Annotated in this window: 12 protein-coding genes and 1 pseudogene; 7 read left to right on the top strand and 6 right to left on the bottom strand. The window is 61.3% G+C overall.

The window, feature by feature from the left end:
* Positions 1 to 190 precede the first annotated feature (190 nt).
* Positions 191 to 1627 carry an exodeoxyribonuclease I gene (gene sbcB / locus PFLQ2_RS22195; RefSeq protein WP_003178541.1) on the top strand — a complete coding sequence of 479 codons (1437 nt, stop codon included), beginning with the start codon at positions 191 to 193 and terminating at the stop codon, positions 1625 to 1627.
* Between the two features lie 79 nt (positions 1628 to 1706).
* Here sbcB and mvaT read toward each other — a convergent pair whose 3' ends face one another.
* Positions 1707 to 2084 carry a histone-like nucleoid-structuring protein MvaT gene (mvaT, locus tag PFLQ2_RS22190; protein ID WP_003178543.1) on the bottom strand — a complete coding sequence of 126 codons (378 nt, stop codon included), beginning with the start codon at positions 2082 to 2084 and terminating at the stop codon, positions 1707 to 1709.
* 294 nt (positions 2085 to 2378) lie between these two features.
* Between mvaT and purU the strand changes: the two genes are divergently transcribed.
* Together purU and PFLQ2_RS30415 are read left to right on the top strand one after the other, a co-directional pair.
* Positions 2379 to 3227 carry a formyltetrahydrofolate deformylase gene (purU, locus tag PFLQ2_RS22185; protein WP_003178545.1) on the top strand — a complete coding sequence of 283 codons (849 nt, stop codon included), beginning with the start codon at positions 2379 to 2381 and terminating at the stop codon, positions 3225 to 3227.
* A 56-nt stretch (positions 3228 to 3283) separates the two neighbouring features.
* Positions 3284 to 3457 carry a hypothetical protein gene (locus tag PFLQ2_RS30415; RefSeq protein ID WP_003178547.1) on the top strand — a complete coding sequence of 58 codons (174 nt, stop codon included), beginning with the start codon at positions 3284 to 3286 and terminating at the stop codon, positions 3455 to 3457.
* 4 nt (positions 3458 to 3461) lie between these two features.
* On the opposite strand, the gene PFLQ2_RS22180 is transcribed toward PFLQ2_RS30415, so the two are convergent.
* The 3 genes from PFLQ2_RS22180 to PFLQ2_RS22170 are packed head-to-tail and all read right to left on the bottom strand — an operon-like array spanning position 3462 to position 6359.
* A complete protein-coding gene (locus PFLQ2_RS22180) occupies positions 3462 to 4457 on the bottom strand; it encodes a lysylphosphatidylglycerol synthase transmembrane domain-containing protein (protein ID WP_003178549.1) in 996 nt (331 codons plus the stop codon).
* Complete coding sequence (locus PFLQ2_RS22175; protein WP_033045929.1) at positions 4454 to 5221, bottom strand: DUF2334 domain-containing protein; 768 nt, start codon at positions 5219 to 5221, stop codon at positions 4454 to 4456. Before PFLQ2_RS22175 ends, PFLQ2_RS22180 begins: the two co-directional genes overlap by 4 nt.
* A 16-nt stretch (positions 5222 to 5237) precedes the next feature.
* Positions 5238 to 6359, bottom strand: a complete 1122-nt coding sequence (locus tag PFLQ2_RS22170) for a glycosyltransferase family 4 protein (protein WP_033045930.1) — start codon at positions 6357 to 6359, stop codon at positions 5238 to 5240.
* A 212-nt stretch (positions 6360 to 6571) separates the two neighbouring features.
* Here PFLQ2_RS22170 and PFLQ2_RS22165 point away from each other — a divergent pair, with 212 nt between their 5' ends.
* Positions 6572 to 8059: a helicase HerA-like domain-containing protein gene (locus PFLQ2_RS22165; protein WP_003178555.1), complete on the top strand. Its 1488-nt coding sequence runs from the start codon at positions 6572 to 6574 to the stop codon at positions 8057 to 8059.
* Positions 8060 to 9016: 957 nt separating this feature from the next.
* Here the strand turns inward: PFLQ2_RS22165 and PFLQ2_RS27570 are convergent.
* Positions 9017 to 9163 (bottom strand): annotated as a pseudogene (locus tag PFLQ2_RS27570) (DUF721 domain-containing protein); the annotation flags it as partial.
* Between the two features lie 773 nt (positions 9164 to 9936).
* Entirely contained in the window at positions 9937 to 10392 is a 456-nt protein-coding gene (locus tag PFLQ2_RS22160) for a DUF721 domain-containing protein (RefSeq protein WP_003178559.1), read from the bottom strand.
* Between the two features lie 308 nt (positions 10393 to 10700).
* Here PFLQ2_RS22160 and secA point away from each other — a divergent pair, with 308 nt between their 5' ends.
* From secA to PFLQ2_RS22145, 3 genes are all read left to right on the top strand, one after another.
* A complete protein-coding gene (gene secA, locus PFLQ2_RS22155) occupies positions 10701 to 13436 on the top strand; it encodes a preprotein translocase subunit SecA (RefSeq protein ID WP_003178561.1) in 2736 nt (911 codons plus the stop codon).
* A 116-nt stretch (positions 13437 to 13552) separates the two neighbouring features.
* Entirely contained in the window at positions 13553 to 14770 is a 1218-nt protein-coding gene (gene argJ, locus PFLQ2_RS22150; protein WP_003178563.1) for a bifunctional glutamate N-acetyltransferase/amino-acid acetyltransferase ArgJ, read from the top strand.
* Positions 14771 to 14893: 123 nt separating this feature from the next.
* Positions 14894 to 15838, top strand: a complete 945-nt coding sequence (locus PFLQ2_RS22145) for a Nudix family hydrolase (RefSeq protein ID WP_003178566.1) — start codon at positions 14894 to 14896, stop codon at positions 15836 to 15838.
* Positions 15839 to 15915: the final 77 nt, after the last annotated feature.

The following is a 15915-nucleotide window of genomic DNA, read 5'->3' on the forward strand; positions in this document are numbered from 1 at the left end:
CCGGCACCAAGGATTAACTGTGGGGGCGAGCTTGCTTGCGAAGGCGGCTGCACAGCCAACACTGCTGCAAATTGCCCACCGCCATCGCGAGCAAGCCCGCTCCCATACGGAATTCAAAAGTTACAGGATTGCTGGTCTCAGGCGGGTTCCAGCGCCTAGACTTCGCCAGTCTTCAGCTCAGGAACAGCCCGTGACTTCCATCTTCTGGTACGACTACGAAACCACCGGCATCAACCCGCGTTGCGACCGGCCCCTGCAAGTGGCGGGTATTCGTACCGATTTCGAACTCAATGAAATCGACGAACCGGTGAACCTGTATTGCCGGCCCAGCGATGACATCCTGCCCCATCCGGCAGCCTGCGCGATCACTGGGATTACCCCGGCGTGCCTGGCCGAAAAAGGCCTGAGCGAAGCTGACTTCATGACCCGTGTCCATGGCCACCTGGCCGCCCCCGGCACTTGCGGCGCTGGGTACAACACCCTGCGCTTCGACGACGAGATGACCCGCTACAGCCTGTATCGAAATTTTTTCGACCCCTACGCCCGGGAATGGCAGGGCGGTAACAGCCGCTGGGACCTGATCGACCTGGTGCGCGCCGCCTATGCGCTGCGTCCGCAAGGGATTGTCTGGCCGCAGGAGGAGGGCCGCGTCACGCTCAAGCTCGAGCGCTTGACCGCCGCCAATGGCATCGATCATGGACAGGCCCATGATGCCTTGTCGGACGTGCGCGCAACCATCGCCCTGGCTCGACTGATCCGCCAAAAACAGCCACGGCTCTACGACTGGCTGTTCCAGTTGCGCAGCAAGCAAAAGGTGATGGATCAGGTGCGCCTGCTGCAACCGATGGTGCATATTTCCGGACGTTTCTCGGCCGAGCGAAACTACATCGGCGTCGTCCTGCCGCTGGCCTGGCATCCGAAAAACCGCAATGCCCTGATTGTCTGCGATCTGCACCTCGATCCCCAGGGCCTGCTGGACCACGATGCCGATCACCTGCGTCAACGTTTATATACTCGCCGTGACGCGTTGCTCGAAGGCGAATTGCCGGTGCCGCTCAAACTCATTCATATCAACAAATGCCCGGTGATTGCGCCGTTGACGGTGCTGCGCGCCGAAGATCAGGAGCGGCTGCAACTGGATATGGAGGGGTACCGGGAGCGGGCGTTGCGGCTAACTGACGCACAGAAAGTTTGGCAAGACAAACTTGAAGCTATTTATGGTCATGAAGATTTCACCGCCAGTGAGGATCCCGAACAGCAGTTATACGCAGGCTTCATGGGGGATCGTGATCGGCGTTTATGTGAACAAGTGCGCCTGGCGGACCCAGCGCAATTGGCCCGGGAGCGTTGGCCGTTCGACGATGAGCGTTTGCCGGAACTATTGTTCCGTTATCGCGCACGCAACTTTGCAGATACGTTGAGTCCTGAAGAGCAGGCGCGCTGGAGAGTTTTCTGCCAACAACGTCTGACCGCTCCGCAATGGGGGGCACCTAATACCTTGCAAAGTTTTGACGAGGCGATGGCCGAGTGGACGGTGCTTGCTACGCCCGCGCAGCGAGAAGTACTGCTGCAATGGCAGGATTACAGCCAGCAATTGCGCAAACGTTTTAGCCTCGAGACACAATGAAGACAAAATCACAGGCATAAAAAACGCCAGCAAATGCTGGCGTTTTTTGTTCGCAAAGAACAGCGCGAACCGATGAGGCTTAGCCCAGCAGGGTTGCCCAGCCTTCAACCACATCACCGCCCCACTTGGCTTTCCACTCTTTCAGAGTCTTGTGGTTGCCACCTTTGGTTTCGATGACTTCGCCGTTGTGCGGGTTTTTGTATTGCTTAACTTTGCGAGCGCGTTTGGTGCCGGTAGTTTTCACGGCGCCACGCGGTGCTTTGCTCGACTTGGCTTCTGGATCCAGCAGGGCAATGATGTCACGCAGGGACTTGGAGTATTCACCCATCAGCGTGCGCAGTTTGCCTTCGAATTCCAGCTCTTTTTGCAGTTTGTCGTCTTTGGACAGGTCGGCCAGACGTTGTTGCAGATCTTCAATGGCTTGTTTTGTGGCGTTGTATTCGTTGATCAAGGACATTTGGACTACCTTATGTAGGACGCGGGTGACAAGGAGACAGTGCGGTAATAGTAATCAGACAGTTTCATCAAGTAAACATTTAACCGGCGTTTTATTTAATTAACTAGCGCTGTGCCACAAAAAAGCTATTGCAGTTTAAATATCGATGAGCCTTTGTTCCGCCATATAGCGGCTCTCATCGGGCCGACCAGCGCTGCTGGCTTCGCCTCGGACGGCACGGCGTGTCATCGAATACTGCAGTTTTGCTGCGCAATGGCTAGAATGGACGCCTTTGCGAAGTTCTGGAGTTCCCTAATGCGCACTTTTCGGTTGGTGATTGCTTGCCCGGACCGCGTCGGTATCGTTGCTAAAGTCAGTAACTTCCTGGCGTCCCACAACGGCTGGATCACTGAAGCGAGCCATCACTCGGACAATCAGAGCGGCTGGTTTTTCATGCGTCACGAGATTCGTGCCGACTCGCTGCCCTTTGGCATCGAAGCTTTTCGTGAGGCCTTCGCACCGATTGCCGAAGAATTCTCGATGGACTGGCGCATCACCGACACCGCGCAGAAAAAGCGCGTGGTACTGATGGCCAGCCGCGAGTCTCACTGCCTGGCGGACTTGTTGCACCGCTGGCACAGCGATGAGCTCGATTGCGACATCGCTTGTGTCATTTCCAACCATGACGACTTGCGCAGCATGGTGGAGTGGCACGGCATTCCGTATTACCACGTACCGGTCAATCCGCAGGACAAGCAGCCGGCGTTCGCCGAAGTCTCGCGGCTGGTCAAGCAGCACGACGCCGAGGTGGTGGTCCTGGCCCGCTACATGCAGATCCTGCCGCCAGCCTTGTGCAGCGAATACGCCCACAAGGTCATCAATATTCACCACAGCTTCCTGCCCTCGTTCGTCGGGGCCAAGCCGTACCACCAGGCCTCGATGCGCGGCGTGAAGCTGATTGGCGCCACCTGCCATTACGTGACCGAGGAGCTGGACGCCGGGCCGATCATCGAGCAGGACGTGGTGCGCGTCAGCCATAGCGACAGCATTGAAGACATGGTGCGTTTCGGCCGTGACGTGGAGAAGATGGTCCTGGCGCGGGGCTTGCGCTATCACCTGGAAGATCGGGTGTTGGTGCACGGCAACAAGACCGTGGTGTTCTGAGTACACTCAAGGGGCCTGGACGAGCAATCGCCAGGCCCTTTTTCATGAGGCCAGCCATGACCGATCCGTTGGATAAAGCCACCTCAAAAGCGCCGGCAACCCTGGGCGAGGGCTGCCTGAGCCGCTACGACCCCGACGCGTTGAGTCCGGACGACGGCACCGAGTTTCCCGATGCGGCGCAATTGTGGGAACAGTTACATCCCCAGGATGAGCCCGAACAGAAGCGCTGATCGATCAGGCCTGCCTGAATTTGATCAGCTTCTTGATCAACGGTCGTCCGACCATCAAGAAGAACACCGGCCCGCCGGCCACCAGATAAAAATAATAGGTCACCGCCCGCCAGATCAGGATGGCCGCTGCGGCTGTGGATTTGCCCACCATGGGCGCCAGCAGAGCCGCCGATGTCAACTCCGCCGCCCCGGCACCGCCCGGCAGCAGGCTGAATTGTCCCGCACTCAAGGACAGCATCTGGATCAGGAAACTCCAGGCCCACTGCAAATCCGCCCCCAGTCCCTTCAGTGCGAGATACAACACGCTATAGCGCAAGGCCCAATGCAGGCAGGTCAGGCCGAACACCTGGAACAGGGTCTGGCGCGGCAATTTCAAGGTGTCGGTGAACGCCGCCAGGAAATGCAGGATCTTGCGCCCCCAGCGTCGCCGGGTGGTGCTCTTCACCCGCAAATGCCGCAACAGTCGCGCCCCGAGCAGGATCAGCCGGCGGTGATAGCGGGCCACCAGCACGCAGCCGAACAGCCCGCCAAACATTGAAATCGCGCTCAAGGCGAGCATCCATTCCATGCGCTGGCTGAGGTTCTGGAACAACGCGTAAAACAGAATGCCCACCAAGGCGCAAAGGAAAAACAGCAGGTCACTCAACTGGTCCATGGCAAACACCGCGCTGCCATGGGCTGGGCGCACGCCGTTGCGCGCCAGCAGGGCCATCAAGGTCAGCGGGCCGCCACTGCCACCGGGCGTCGCGCACATGGCGAACTCCGTGGACATCACCACGCCCAGGCTTTTCAGACCGCCGATGCGCCCACGGTGCTCGCCCAACAACAAGCGCAGGCGCACCGAGTTAAGGGCCCAGCACAGGACAATCATGCTGAGCATGGCCAGCAGCAGCGACAAGGGAAAGCGCTGCACCCGCGACCACATTTCCCCGCCGCCCACTAACAATGGAATCAGCAACGCCGTAAGCAGCGCGGCGCCCAGCCAGATCAGCCGTTTCATGCGGCGCTGCTGACCCGCAGGCCCTGGTTCGCCAGCCAGCCGATCTTGGTCATCGGCACGCGCCCGTCCTCCAGGAGGCGTTCGAGGGTTCGCAGCCAATAATCCCGGGAGAACGGGTGGCGCATGTCCACCGGGTGCAGGCCCAGGCGAATCACCGGCGCCTGGCGCCAGCGCTGTTCACGTTGGTCGCTGATGACTTTCGACAGGCCTCGACGCCAGGCACTGCGGGCGCTCCAGACCAGTCCCGGAGCATCGATGGTGGTGAAGTCGGGCAGACGATAAAGATGCTGGGGATCGCTGGTGTAGCTCAGTGGCAGTTGGCGCAGGGCTTGGCGCGTGCCTTCGCTCATCAGCCAGGCCGGGGCGACGAAACCTTCCAGCGGCCATTGGTAGCGCTCAAAGGTTTCGATGCCAGCGCGCAGGCGGGCGAGGGCGGCTTGTTCGGACAAACCGTAGAACTCGCCTTCATGGGTATAGACCCGGCGCATGAACCAGTCCTTGGGGTGACGGACCGCAGGGCCATCGTCGCAATGGTAGTAGCCATGCAGCGCCAGTTCGTCGCCGCGCTCGACCCTGCTGTCGAGCAGGTGCCGAAAGCCGGGATGGGCTTGCAGCGCGTTGGTGCGGTGAAAGTCGGGCACCACCAGCCAGGTCATGGGCACATGGCCGAGGGCGTCAACGGCTTCAACGAAAGGCTGGTAATCGGGCCAGGTTTGCGGCGCGACATCGTGCAACACCAATAATACGGTGGGCGAATGATTCATCGACACGGACCTCGCCTCAACCGTTGGCCAGCAACGGCATCTGTTCGCCGAGCACGGCGTGATAATGCCCCAGCAGGCTGTCGACCACGCAGTCCCAGGCGTAATGCCGTTCCACATGACGGCGCGCCAGGATGCCGCGGCGCTGGCAGCCTTCGGAAAAGAGCTGGCGCACGGCGTTGGCCATGGCCTGGGGGTTGTTGGGCGTGCACAGCAAGCCGCAGTCTTCATGGACGATTTCGGTGAACGCCCCGGCCGCCACCGCCACCACCGGAATGCCGCTGGCCATGGCTTCGAGAATCACCAGGCCGAAGGTTTCCTGGTCGCCGGCATGCAGCAGGGCGTCGGCGCTGGCCATGAGCCGGGCGACCTGCGGCGCCGGGCAGAATTCATCGACCACCGTGACGTTGTCCGGCACCACGGCGGGCATCGACGAGCCCACCAAGAGCAAGTGGTAGCGCTCGCCCAGGCGCTTCATGCACTTGAGCAGCACCGGCAGGTTTTTCTCCTTGGAGCCGCGACCGGCAAATATCAGCAGGCGCGTGTCTTCGGCGATGCCCAGCTCCGCGCGCAACTCCGGGTCGCGGGCGGCGGGGTTGAAGGTTTGCAAGTCGACGCCCAGAGGCTGCACATAGACGTTGCGAACCCCCAGGCCGGTCAGTTTGTCGGCCATGACCTGGCTGGGCGCCAGGACCCGGTCGAAATTGCCATACAACTTGCTGACATAGGCTTCGATATTGGGGGTGAACCAGTTGCCCATGCGGTTGCTGACCAGCAATGGCAGGTCGGAGTGATAGAAACCGATGACGGGCACGTCGAGCTGACGGCGGGCATCCAGCGCCGCCCATGCGGTGAGGTAGGGATCGCCGACTTCGATCAGATCCGGCTGTAGATCACGCAGGACATTACGCCAGGGCGCCAGGCGAAGCGGGAAGCGATAGCCTTTGCCAAACGGCAGTGCAGGGGCCGGAACCTTGTAGATCCCGTCGTGCTCGCTCAAATGTGCGCCGGGAATCAGCAGGCTATGGCGAATACCGGGCCGATCACCCAGGCGCCGATGCTTGGCATCCAGATAAGTGCGCACGCCTCCGCTGGCGGGGGCGTAGAACATGGTTATGTCCGCTATATGCACGATGAACATCCCTCCGGTCAGTGTTCTCCTGTGTTGACCTTTATGAAGAATAGATGTTCGGTTGGGGTTGTGGTGACGTAGCGGCTCTGCAAATGAGGTGGCGAGGGAGCGAGCTCCCTCGCCACATTTTTATTTCCAGCGCCCGGGGCCTTGATGCGCCAGGCGTGCTTTTATATAAGCGTGCAAAATGGCGTCATATCGCAACTCTCACAGGTGACCAAATGCCTGACTCATCGCAACTCATAATCGGGGCCGACCTTGCCGGCCAGCCTGTCGCCCAGGCCATGCGCCTGGCGAACCGTCATGGTCTGGTGGCGGGTGCCACCGGTACCGGCAAGACCGTCACCTTGCAGCGCCTGGCCGAGATGTTCAGCGATGCCGGCGTGGCAGTGTTTGCCGCAGACATCAAGGGCGACCTGTGCGGCCTCGGCGCCGCCGGCAACCCCCAGGGCAAGATCGCCGAGCGGATCGCCGGCATGCCTTGGCTAAACCACAAGCCTCAGGCTTATCCCGTGACGTTGTGGGACATCCACGGTCAATCGGGTCATCCATTGCGCACCACATTGAGCGAAATGGGCCCCTTGCTGATCGGCAGCCTGCTTGAACTGACGGACAGCCAGCAATCGGCGTTGTATGCCGCCTTCAAGGTGGCCGACCGCGAAGGCTTGTTGCTGCTGGATCTCAAGGACCTGAAGGCGCTGCTCAATCACCTCAGGGACAACCCCGAGTTGCTGGGCGATGACGCGGCGTTGATGACCACCGGCTCCAGCCAGGCTTTGTTGCGGCGCCTGTCCACTTTGGAACAGCAGGGCGCGGAAGCGTTGTTCGGCGAACCGGCCTTGCAGCTCGAAGACATCCTGCAACCGGCCAGCGATGGCCGTGGCCGCATTCACTTGCTGGATGCCAGCCGCCTGGTGCATGAAGCACCGAAGGTCTACGCGACGTTCCTGCTGTGGCTGCTGGCCGAACTGTTCGAGCAATTGCCCGAGCGCGGCGATGCGGACAAACCGCTGCTGGCGCTGTTCTTCGATGAGGCGCACCTGCTGTTTGCCGGCACGCCCAAGGCCTTGCAGGAGCGTTTGGAACAGGTGGTGCGGCTGATCCGCTCCAAGGGCGTGGGGGTGTATTTCGTCACCCAGTCGCCCGGCGACTTGCCGGATGATGTTCTGGCTCAGTTGGGGTTGCGCATCCAGCATGGCCTGCGGGCGTTTACTGCCAAGGAGCAGAAGTCGTTGCGGGCGGTGGCGGATGGTTTTCGGCCTAATCCGCAGTTCGATGCCCTGGCGGTGCTCACCGAACTGGGTATCGGTGAGGCCCTGGTGGGCACCTTGCAGGAAAAAGGTACGCCGGAGATGGTTCAGCGCGTGTTGGTGGCGCCACCGCAGTCGCGCATCGGGCCGCTGAGCGAGGCCGAGCGCGCCGGGCTGATCGCCAGTTCGCCGTTGCAGGGGCGCTATGACAAACCGATTGATCGCGAGTCGGCCTATGAAGTGTTGATGGGGCGTAAGGGGTTGGAGCCTCAGGCCGAAGTGGTTCCGGGCAAACCGGCGGGCGAAGAGCCGAGTTTTACCGAAAAGGCTGGGGAGTTCCTTGGCACGGCGGCTGGCCAGGCGTTGAAATCGGCGATGCGCCAGGCGGCCAATCAGTTGGGGCGGCAATTGGTGCGGGGGTTGATGGGGTCGTTGTTGGGGGGGAGCAAGCGTCGGTAGGCAAGGCCGGGTTGCTTTCACAAGGGAGGCGGGAGTTTGTGTGTATATACGTTTTTTTTGTGGCGGCTGCTGGCGGTTCCGCTCTTACAGCGGGTCACTTTTGGAAGAGCCGGGAGCCGGACCAGCCAAAAGTAACCAAAAGCGCTTTGCCCCACCACTCAGAGCCTCGCTAGGGCTCGGCATGCCCTCACTCCGGCATTGCTCCGTGGGCCGCCGCGAAGGACCATCCATGGTCCAGCGCGGCTACCTCGGCATCCATGCCGAGGTGCCCACTGCGCAATGTCTGCGTTCGGCCAGCGTGGTTTAACGGGGCGGCCAGATCAAGATCAAAAGCAGAGCAAGAGCAAGAGCAAGAGCAAGAGCAAGAGCAAGAGCAAGGCACTTCCAGCATCTATGTGGCTGAACCACCGCTATCGCGAGCAAGCTCGCACATGGAGTTGCGGGTGTTCACAGCATTTGCAAGCGACACAAAAACCTGTGGGAGCGGGCTTGCCCGCGAAGGCGTCGGCACATCCAACATCATCACAAACTGATCCTCCGCTTTCGCGAGCAAGCCCGCTCCCACAGGAGGAACGCGGTCCCACCTGAACTAGGTCGGCTATCAGGCCGCCTCGCGATGGACGTTGATCTCGGCGCCCCATTAACCACGCTGGCCGAACGCAGGCATTGTGGAGTGGGCATCCCGGCATGGATGCCGGGATAGCTGCGCTGGGCCATGGATGGCCCTTCGCAGCGGGCCCACGGAGCAATGCCGGAGTGAGGGCATGCCGAGCCCAGGCGAGGCACCAAGTGGTGGGGCAAGAGCGTTTTGCTTACTTTTCGCCGGGCCGCGCAGGCTTCTCAAAAGTGAGCCGCTGTAAGAGCGGAACCGCCAGTAGCCGTTACAAAAAAACGGATATACACACAAACTACAACCCCCCACCCATAGCGGTCCTACACCCAACCAAGAAACCCAGGTCAATCCTTAGGCCGAGCATGCGCCGCCAACCGCTCCAACGCCGCCCGCAGATTAGGATCGCTAATACCATCCGCCGTAGCCTGGATGGTCGCGGCCGCATCGGTAGACAGGTCCAGCGTGTGCCCCTTGACGCCCACCTGCACCGAGGACCATCCATGGTCCAGCGCGGCTACCTCGGCATCCATGCCGAGGTGCCCACTGCGCAATGCCTGCGTTCGGCCAGCGTGGTTTAACGGGGCGCCCAGATCAAGATCAAAAGCAGAGCAAGAGCAAGAGCAAGAGCAAGAGCAAGAGCAAGAGCAAGAGCAAGAGCAAGAGCAAGAGCAAGAGCAAGAGCAAGGCACTTCCAGCATCTATGTGGCTGAACCACCGCTATCGCGAGCAAGCTCGCACATGGAGTTGCGGGTGTTCACAGCATTTGCAAGCGACACAAAAACCTGTGGGAGCGGGCTTGCCCGCGAAGGCGTCGGCACATCCAACATCATCACAAACTGATCCTCCGCTTTCGCGAGCAAGCCCGCTCCCACAGGAGAAACGCGATCACCCTGAATCAGGTCGGCTATCAGGCCGCCTCGCGGCGGACGTTGATCTCGGCGCCCCATTAACCACGCTGGCCGAACGCAGGCCTTGTGGAGTGGGCATCCCGGCATGGATGCCGGGATAGCTGCGCTGGGCCATGGATGGCCCTTCGCAGCGGGCCCACGGAGCAATGCCGGAGTGAGGGCATGCCGAGCCTAGGCGAGGCACCAAGTGGTGGGGCAAGAGCGTTTTGCTTACTTTTCGCCGGGCCGCGCAGGCTTCTCAAAAGTGAGCCGCTGTAAGAGCGGAACCGCCAGCAGCCGTTACCAAAAAAACGGATATACACACAAACTACAACCCCCCACCCATAGCGGTCCTACACCCAACCAAGAAACCCAGGTCAATCCTTGGGCCGAGCATGCGCAGCCAACCGCTCCAACGCCGCCCGCAGATTAGGATCGCTAATACCATCCGCCGTAGCCTGGATGGTCGCGGCCGCATCGGTAGACAGGTCCAGCGTGTGTCCCTTGACGCCCACCTGCACCGTAGGCGGCTGCACCTTGAACAAAATCCGCGTCAGGCTGGCAAACTCCTCAAAGGCCTGCAATTGACGCAACAGACGCTTTTGCTGATAGCGCAAACGCGTGGCCCAATGGCCATCGGTGACGATCAGCAACAAACTGCCTTCGCGCCAGGACGCAACGTGGCAATGCTCACGGGCGGCGGGTTGCAGTTGGCTGTCCAGCAGCCGTTGCAGGTGGCCCAGGCGCTTGGCGTGGCCGAAGATGGCTTTGAGCGGCTTGGCTTCGCGCAGCAGAACGGCGGGTGCCTTGGCTGGAAGAGGGCGGAAGGCCATGAACTAATACCGCAAATGACAGAGGCGCCATGGTAGCAGAAAGCGCCGGATGCGCCTCGACCCTCTCGCCCAGCGGCGTTTTACCTGCCCAATCGATAAGTAACTTCTGCGCCTGGTGGGTTGAAGTTCGCGCAAAAGCCCTTATTTTATGCAAGCCCCGCCACAGCGCTGTGCCAGCATCGTGGAATAACGCCACTTTCCTCTCCATCGTTTCCGGGTAGAATGCTCGTTCGCATGCGGCCATGAGGGCTGCACGGGCGACTCACGGGGCCGCCCTCCATCCCTTTAGTGTGGAAGATCCTGCCGATATGTTTGCGCCTTTGTTAAAGAAACTTTTTGGAAGCAAGAACGAGCGTGAAGTCAAGCGCATGCTCAAGACGGTACAGACTGTCAATGCCTTCGAAGAGCAAATGGTGGCCCTTTCGGACGATCAGTTACGCGCCAAGACTGCCGAATTCAAGGACCGCATCGCCAAGGGTGAAACCCTTGACCAGCTCCTGCCCGAAGCCTTTGCGGTTGCCCGTGAAGCCGGCAAGCGGATCATGGGCATGCGCCACTTCGACGTTCAGTTGATCGGTGGCATGACCTTGCACGAAGGCAAGATCGCCGAGATGCGTACCGGTGAGGGCAAGACCCTCGTGGCGACCCTGGGCGTGTACCTCAACGCACTGTCCGGCAAGGGTGTGCACGTAGTAACGGTCAACGACTACCTGGCCCGTCGCGACGCCAACTGGATGCGTCCGCTCTATGAATTCCTCGGCCTGACCGTCGGCGTCGTCACGCCGTTCCAGCCGCCGGAAGAGAAGCGCGCCGCCTACGCCGCCGACATCACCTACGGCACCAACAACGAATTCGGGTTCGACTACCTGCGCGACAACATGGCGTTCAGCATGGAAGAAAAATTCCAGCGCGAACTCAACTTTGCCGTGATCGACGAAGTCGACTCCATCCTCATCGACGAAGCCCGTACCCCGCTGATCATTTCCGGTCAGGCCGAGGACAGCTCCAAGCTGTACATCGAGATCAACAAACTGATCCCGCAGCTCAAGTTGCACGTCGAGGAAGTCGAAGGCGAAGTGACCCAGGCCGGTCACTACACCATCGACGAGAAGACCCGCCAGGTCGAACTCAACGAAGCCGGTCACCAGTTCATCGAGGAAGTGCTCACCCGCGTCGGCCTGCTGGCCGAGGGCGAGAGCCTGTACTCGGCCCATAACCTGGGCCTGTTGACCCACGTCTATGCCGGCCTGCGTGCCCACAAGCTGTTCCATCGCAACGTCGAATACATCGTGCAGGATGGCCAGGTCGTGCTGGTGGACGAGCACACCGGCCGTACCATGCCGGGCCGTCGCCTGTCCGAAGGCTTGCACCAGGCCATCGAAGCCAAGGAAGGCCTGAACATCCAGGCCGAGAGCCAGACCCTGGCCTCGACCACGTTCCAGAACTACTTCCGCCTGTACAACAAACTGTCCGGCATGACCGGTACCGCCGACACCGAAGCGTTCGAGTTCCACCAGATCTACGGCCTGCAAGTGGTGGTGATTCCGCCGAACAAGCCGCTGGCTCGCAAGGACTACAACGACCTGGTGTTCCTGACCGCCGAAGAGAAATACGCGGCGATCATCAATGACATCAAGGAAGGCATGGCCCAGGGCCGGCCGATCCTGGTGGGTACCGCCACCATCGAGACCTCCGAGCACATGTCCGCCTTGTTGAACAAGGAAGGCATCGAGCACAAGGTCCTCAACGCCAAGTTCCACGAAAAAGAAGCCGAGATCATCGCCCAGGCCGGTCGCCCGGGTGCGCTGACCATCGCCACCAACATGGCCGGTCGGGGTACCGACATCCTGCTGGGCGGCAACTGGGAAGTGGAAGTCGCCAGCCTGGAAAACCCGACCCCCGAGCAGATCGCACAGATCAAGGCCGACTGGCAGAAGCGCCACCAGCAAGTGCTCGAGTCGGGCGGCTTGCAGGTGATCGCATCCGAGCGCCACGAATCGCGTCGTATCGACAACCAGTTGCGTGGCCGTGCCGGTCGCCAGGGCGATGCCGGTTCCAGCCGTTTCTACCTGTCCCTGGAAGACAGCCTGATGCGCATCTTCGCCTCTGACCGGGTGAAGAACTTCATGAAGGCCCTGGGCATGCAGCCAGGCGAGGCGATCGAGCACCGCATGGTGACCAACGCCATCGAAAAAGCCCAGCGCAAGGTCGAAGGCCGCAACTTCGATATCCGCAAGCAATTGCTGGAATTCGACGACGTCAACAACGAACAGCGCAAAGTGATCTATCACATGCGTAACAGTTTGTTGGCCGCCGACAACATCGGCGAAACCATCGCCGATTTCCGCCAGGATGTGCTCAACGCCACCGTCAGTGCGCACATTCCGCCGCAGTCGCTGCCCGAACAGTGGGATGTGGCCGGCCTGGAAGCCGCGTTGCAGAGCGACTTCGGCGTGGCATTGCCGATCCAGAAATGGCTCGACGAAGACGACCACCTGTACGAAGAAACCCTGCGCGAGAAATTGCTGGCCGAACTGATCGCCGCTTACAACGAGAAAGAAGACCAGGCCGGCGCCGAAGCGCTGCGCTCCTTCGAGAAGCAGATTGTGCTGCGAGTCCTGGACGACCTGTGGAAAGACCACCTGTCGACCATGGATCACCTGCGTCACGGTATCCACTTGCGCGGCTACGCCCAGAAGAACCCGAAGCAGGAGTACAAGCGCGAGTCCTACACGCTGTTCTCCGAGCTGCTGGATTCGATCAAGCGCGACTCGATCCGTGTGCTGTCCCACGTTCAGGTTCGCCGCGAAGACCCGGCCGAAGAAGAAGCTCGCCTGCGCCAGGAGGCCGAAGCCTTGGCCGCGCGGATGCAGTTCGAACATGCCGAAGCGCCAGGCCTGGAAGTGGTCGCCGAAGAGGGCGTAGACGTGGATGTGGCCTTGGCTACCGCGCCGGTGCGTAACGAACAGAAGCTGGGCCGTAACGAACTGTGCTATTGCGGTTCGGGCAAGAAATACAAGCATTGCCACGGGCAGATCCAGTAACCCCGTTTCAACGCAGAACGACCCGCGCCGCGACCAACCCTCGCGGCGTTTTGCCATTTTGATCCACCGTTCCGATAAAAACGGTGCCGATATACATCTATTTAAGGAGCGCATTCATGGCTGTTGGTCTTGGTCCGTTGCCAACGTTGCACCCGGTTGCCGGTTTTGAACTTGGTATCGCTTCGGCGGGCATCAAGCGCCCCGGGCGCAAGGATGTCGTGGTCATGCGTTGCGCCGAAGGCTCGACGGTGGCGGGCGTGTTCACCCTCAACGCTTTCTGCGCCGCGCCGGTGATCCTTGCCAAGCAGCGTGTGCAAGGGCCGGTGCGCTACCTGCTGACCAACACCGGTAACGCCAACGCTGGCACCGGCGCACCTGGCCTGGCCGCCGCCGAGCGCACCTGCGCCAAGCTGGCCGAGCTGACCGGTGTCGACGCCAGCCAAGTGCTGCCGTACTCCACCGGCGTGATCGGCGAGCCGCTGCCCGTCGAGAAAATCGAAGGCGCGCTGCAAGCCGCCCTCGACGACCTGGCGGAAAACAACTGGGCCGCGGCCGCCACCGGCATCATGACCACCGACACCCTGCCCAAGGGCGCGAGCCGCCAGTTCCAGCACGACGGCGTAACCGTGACTGTGACCGGTATCAGCAAAGGCGCCGGGATGATCCGCCCGAACATGGCGACCATGCTGGGCTACATCGCCACCGACGCCAAGGTTTCCCGCCAGGTGTTGCAGGACCTGATGCTTGACGGTGCCAACAAGTCGTTCAACCGCATCACCATCGACGGCGATACCTCCACCAACGACTGCTGCATGCTGATCGCCACCGGCAAGGCCAACCTGCCAGAGATCACCGAAGCCAGCGGCCCGCTGTTCGCAGCGCTGAAGCAGGCGGTTTTCGAGGTGTGCATGGAAGTGGCCCAGGCCATCGTCCGTGACGGCGAAGGCGCGACCAAGTTCGTGACTGTGCAGGTCAACGGCGGTGGCAATCATCAGGAATGCCTGGACGTCGGCTACACCGTGGCGCACTCGCCGCTGATCAAGACCGCACTGTTCGCCTCCGATCCGAACTGGGGCCGGATTCTCGCTGCCGTGGGCCGGGCCGGCGTGCCTGAGCTGGACGTGAGCAAGATCGATGTCTTCCTCGGTGAAGTCTGCATCGCCAGTGAAGGCGCCCGCGCCGCGACCTACACCGAGGCCCAGGGGGCGGCGGTGATGCAACAGGAAGAAATCACTATCCGCATCGAACTTGGACGGGGTGATTGCAGCGAAACCATCTGGACCACCGACCTGTCCCACGAGTACGTGAAGATCAACGCCGAGTATCGGACTTAACGGTTCGGGATCGAGTGGTGTCCATCGCGAGCAAGCTCGCCCCCACAATGATGATCACCTGTGGGAGCGAGCTTGCTCGCGATGGGGCCAGGACAGCCACCACCGGCCTGGAGGAATTGCACGGTGAAACGAATACACGTAGCGGCGGCGGTCATTCGTGACGCCGCCGGCAAAATCCTGATCGCCCGACGGGCCGATACCCAGCACCAGGGCGGCTTGTGGGAGTTTCCCGGCGGCAAGGTCGAGGCCGATGAGTCCGTCGAGACCGCCCTGGCCCGTGAGCTTCATGAAGAGTTGGGCATTGTCGTCGGCGTCGCCCGGCCGCTGATCAAGGTGCGCCACGATTACCCGGACAAACAGGTGTTGCTGGATGTCTGGGAGGTCTCGACATTCACCGGCGAGCCCCATGGTGCCGAAGGGCAACCGCTGGCCTGGGTCACGGCCCGCGACCTGACGAGCTATGAATTTCCGGCGGCCAACCAGCCGATTGTCGCGGCGGCTCGTCTGCCGGGCGAATACCTGATTACGCCGGAAGGCCTCGAAACCCCTGCTTTGTTGCGCGGCATGCAGAAGGCCATCGCTGGCGGGATCAAGTTGCTCCAGCTGCGTGCCCCCAACGGCTACGACCCGCAATACCGCGACCTGGCGGTGGACGCGGTGGGGTTGTGTGCCGGCAAGGCCCAATTGATGCTCAAGGGGCCGTTCGAATGGCTGGGGGATTTCCCTTCCGCCGGCTGGCACATCACCGCCGCGCAATTGCGCAAGCATGCGGCGGCCGGTCGACCATTTGGCAAGGACCGCTGGTTGGCCGCGTCTTGCCACAGCGCCGAGGAGCTGTCCCTGGCGCAACAGATGGACGTGGACTTCGTGACCCTGTCACCGGTCCAACCGACCGAGACCCATCCCGACGCCCAGCCGTTGGGCTGGGCCGAGGCTGCGCGCTTGATCGAGGGCTTCAATCGGCCGGTTTATCTGTTAGGTGGGGTGGGGCCTGGTGAGCGGCAGCAGGCTTGGGAAGCGGGGGCGCAAGGCGTGGCGGGGATTCGGGCGTTTTGGCCTGGGGTTTGATTCTGGGGTGTGGCTGCTGACCCCTTCGCGAGCAAGCCCGCTCCCACATGAGTCATCAGCGGACACAGACTTTGTGT

The organism is Pseudomonas fluorescens Q2-87 (assembly GCF_000281895.1).
GTDB classification, from domain to species: Bacteria; Pseudomonadota; Gammaproteobacteria; order Pseudomonadales; family Pseudomonadaceae; genus Aquipseudomonas; species Aquipseudomonas fluorescens_S.

Coding starts and splice junctions, on each gene's coding strand:
- mvaT (WP_003178543.1), bottom strand. CDS start 2,084: ATGTCCTTGATCAACGAATACAACGCCACAAAACAAGCCATTGAAGAT.
- purU (WP_003178545.1), top strand. CDS start 2,379: ATGCGCACTTTTCGGTTGGTGATTGCTTGCCCGGACCGCGTCGGTATC.
- PFLQ2_RS30415 (WP_003178547.1), top strand. CDS start 3,284: ATGACCGATCCGTTGGATAAAGCCACCTCAAAAGCGCCGGCAACCCTG.
- PFLQ2_RS22180 (WP_003178549.1), bottom strand. CDS start 4,457: ATGAAACGGCTGATCTGGCTGGGCGCCGCGCTGCTTACGGCGTTGCTG.
- PFLQ2_RS22175 (WP_033045929.1), bottom strand. CDS start 5,221: ATGAATCATTCGCCCACCGTATTATTGGTGTTGCACGATGTCGCGCCG.
- PFLQ2_RS22170 (WP_033045930.1), bottom strand. CDS start 6,359: ATGTTCATCGTGCATATAGCGGACATAACCATGTTCTACGCCCCCGCC.
- PFLQ2_RS22165 (WP_003178555.1), top strand. CDS start 6,572: ATGCCTGACTCATCGCAACTCATAATCGGGGCCGACCTTGCCGGCCAG.
- PFLQ2_RS22160 (WP_003178559.1), bottom strand. CDS start 10,392: ATGGCCTTCCGCCCTCTTCCAGCCAAGGCACCCGCCGTTCTGCTGCGC.
- secA (WP_003178561.1), top strand. CDS start 10,701: ATGTTTGCGCCTTTGTTAAAGAAACTTTTTGGAAGCAAGAACGAGCGT.
- argJ (WP_003178563.1), top strand. CDS start 13,553: ATGGCTGTTGGTCTTGGTCCGTTGCCAACGTTGCACCCGGTTGCCGGT.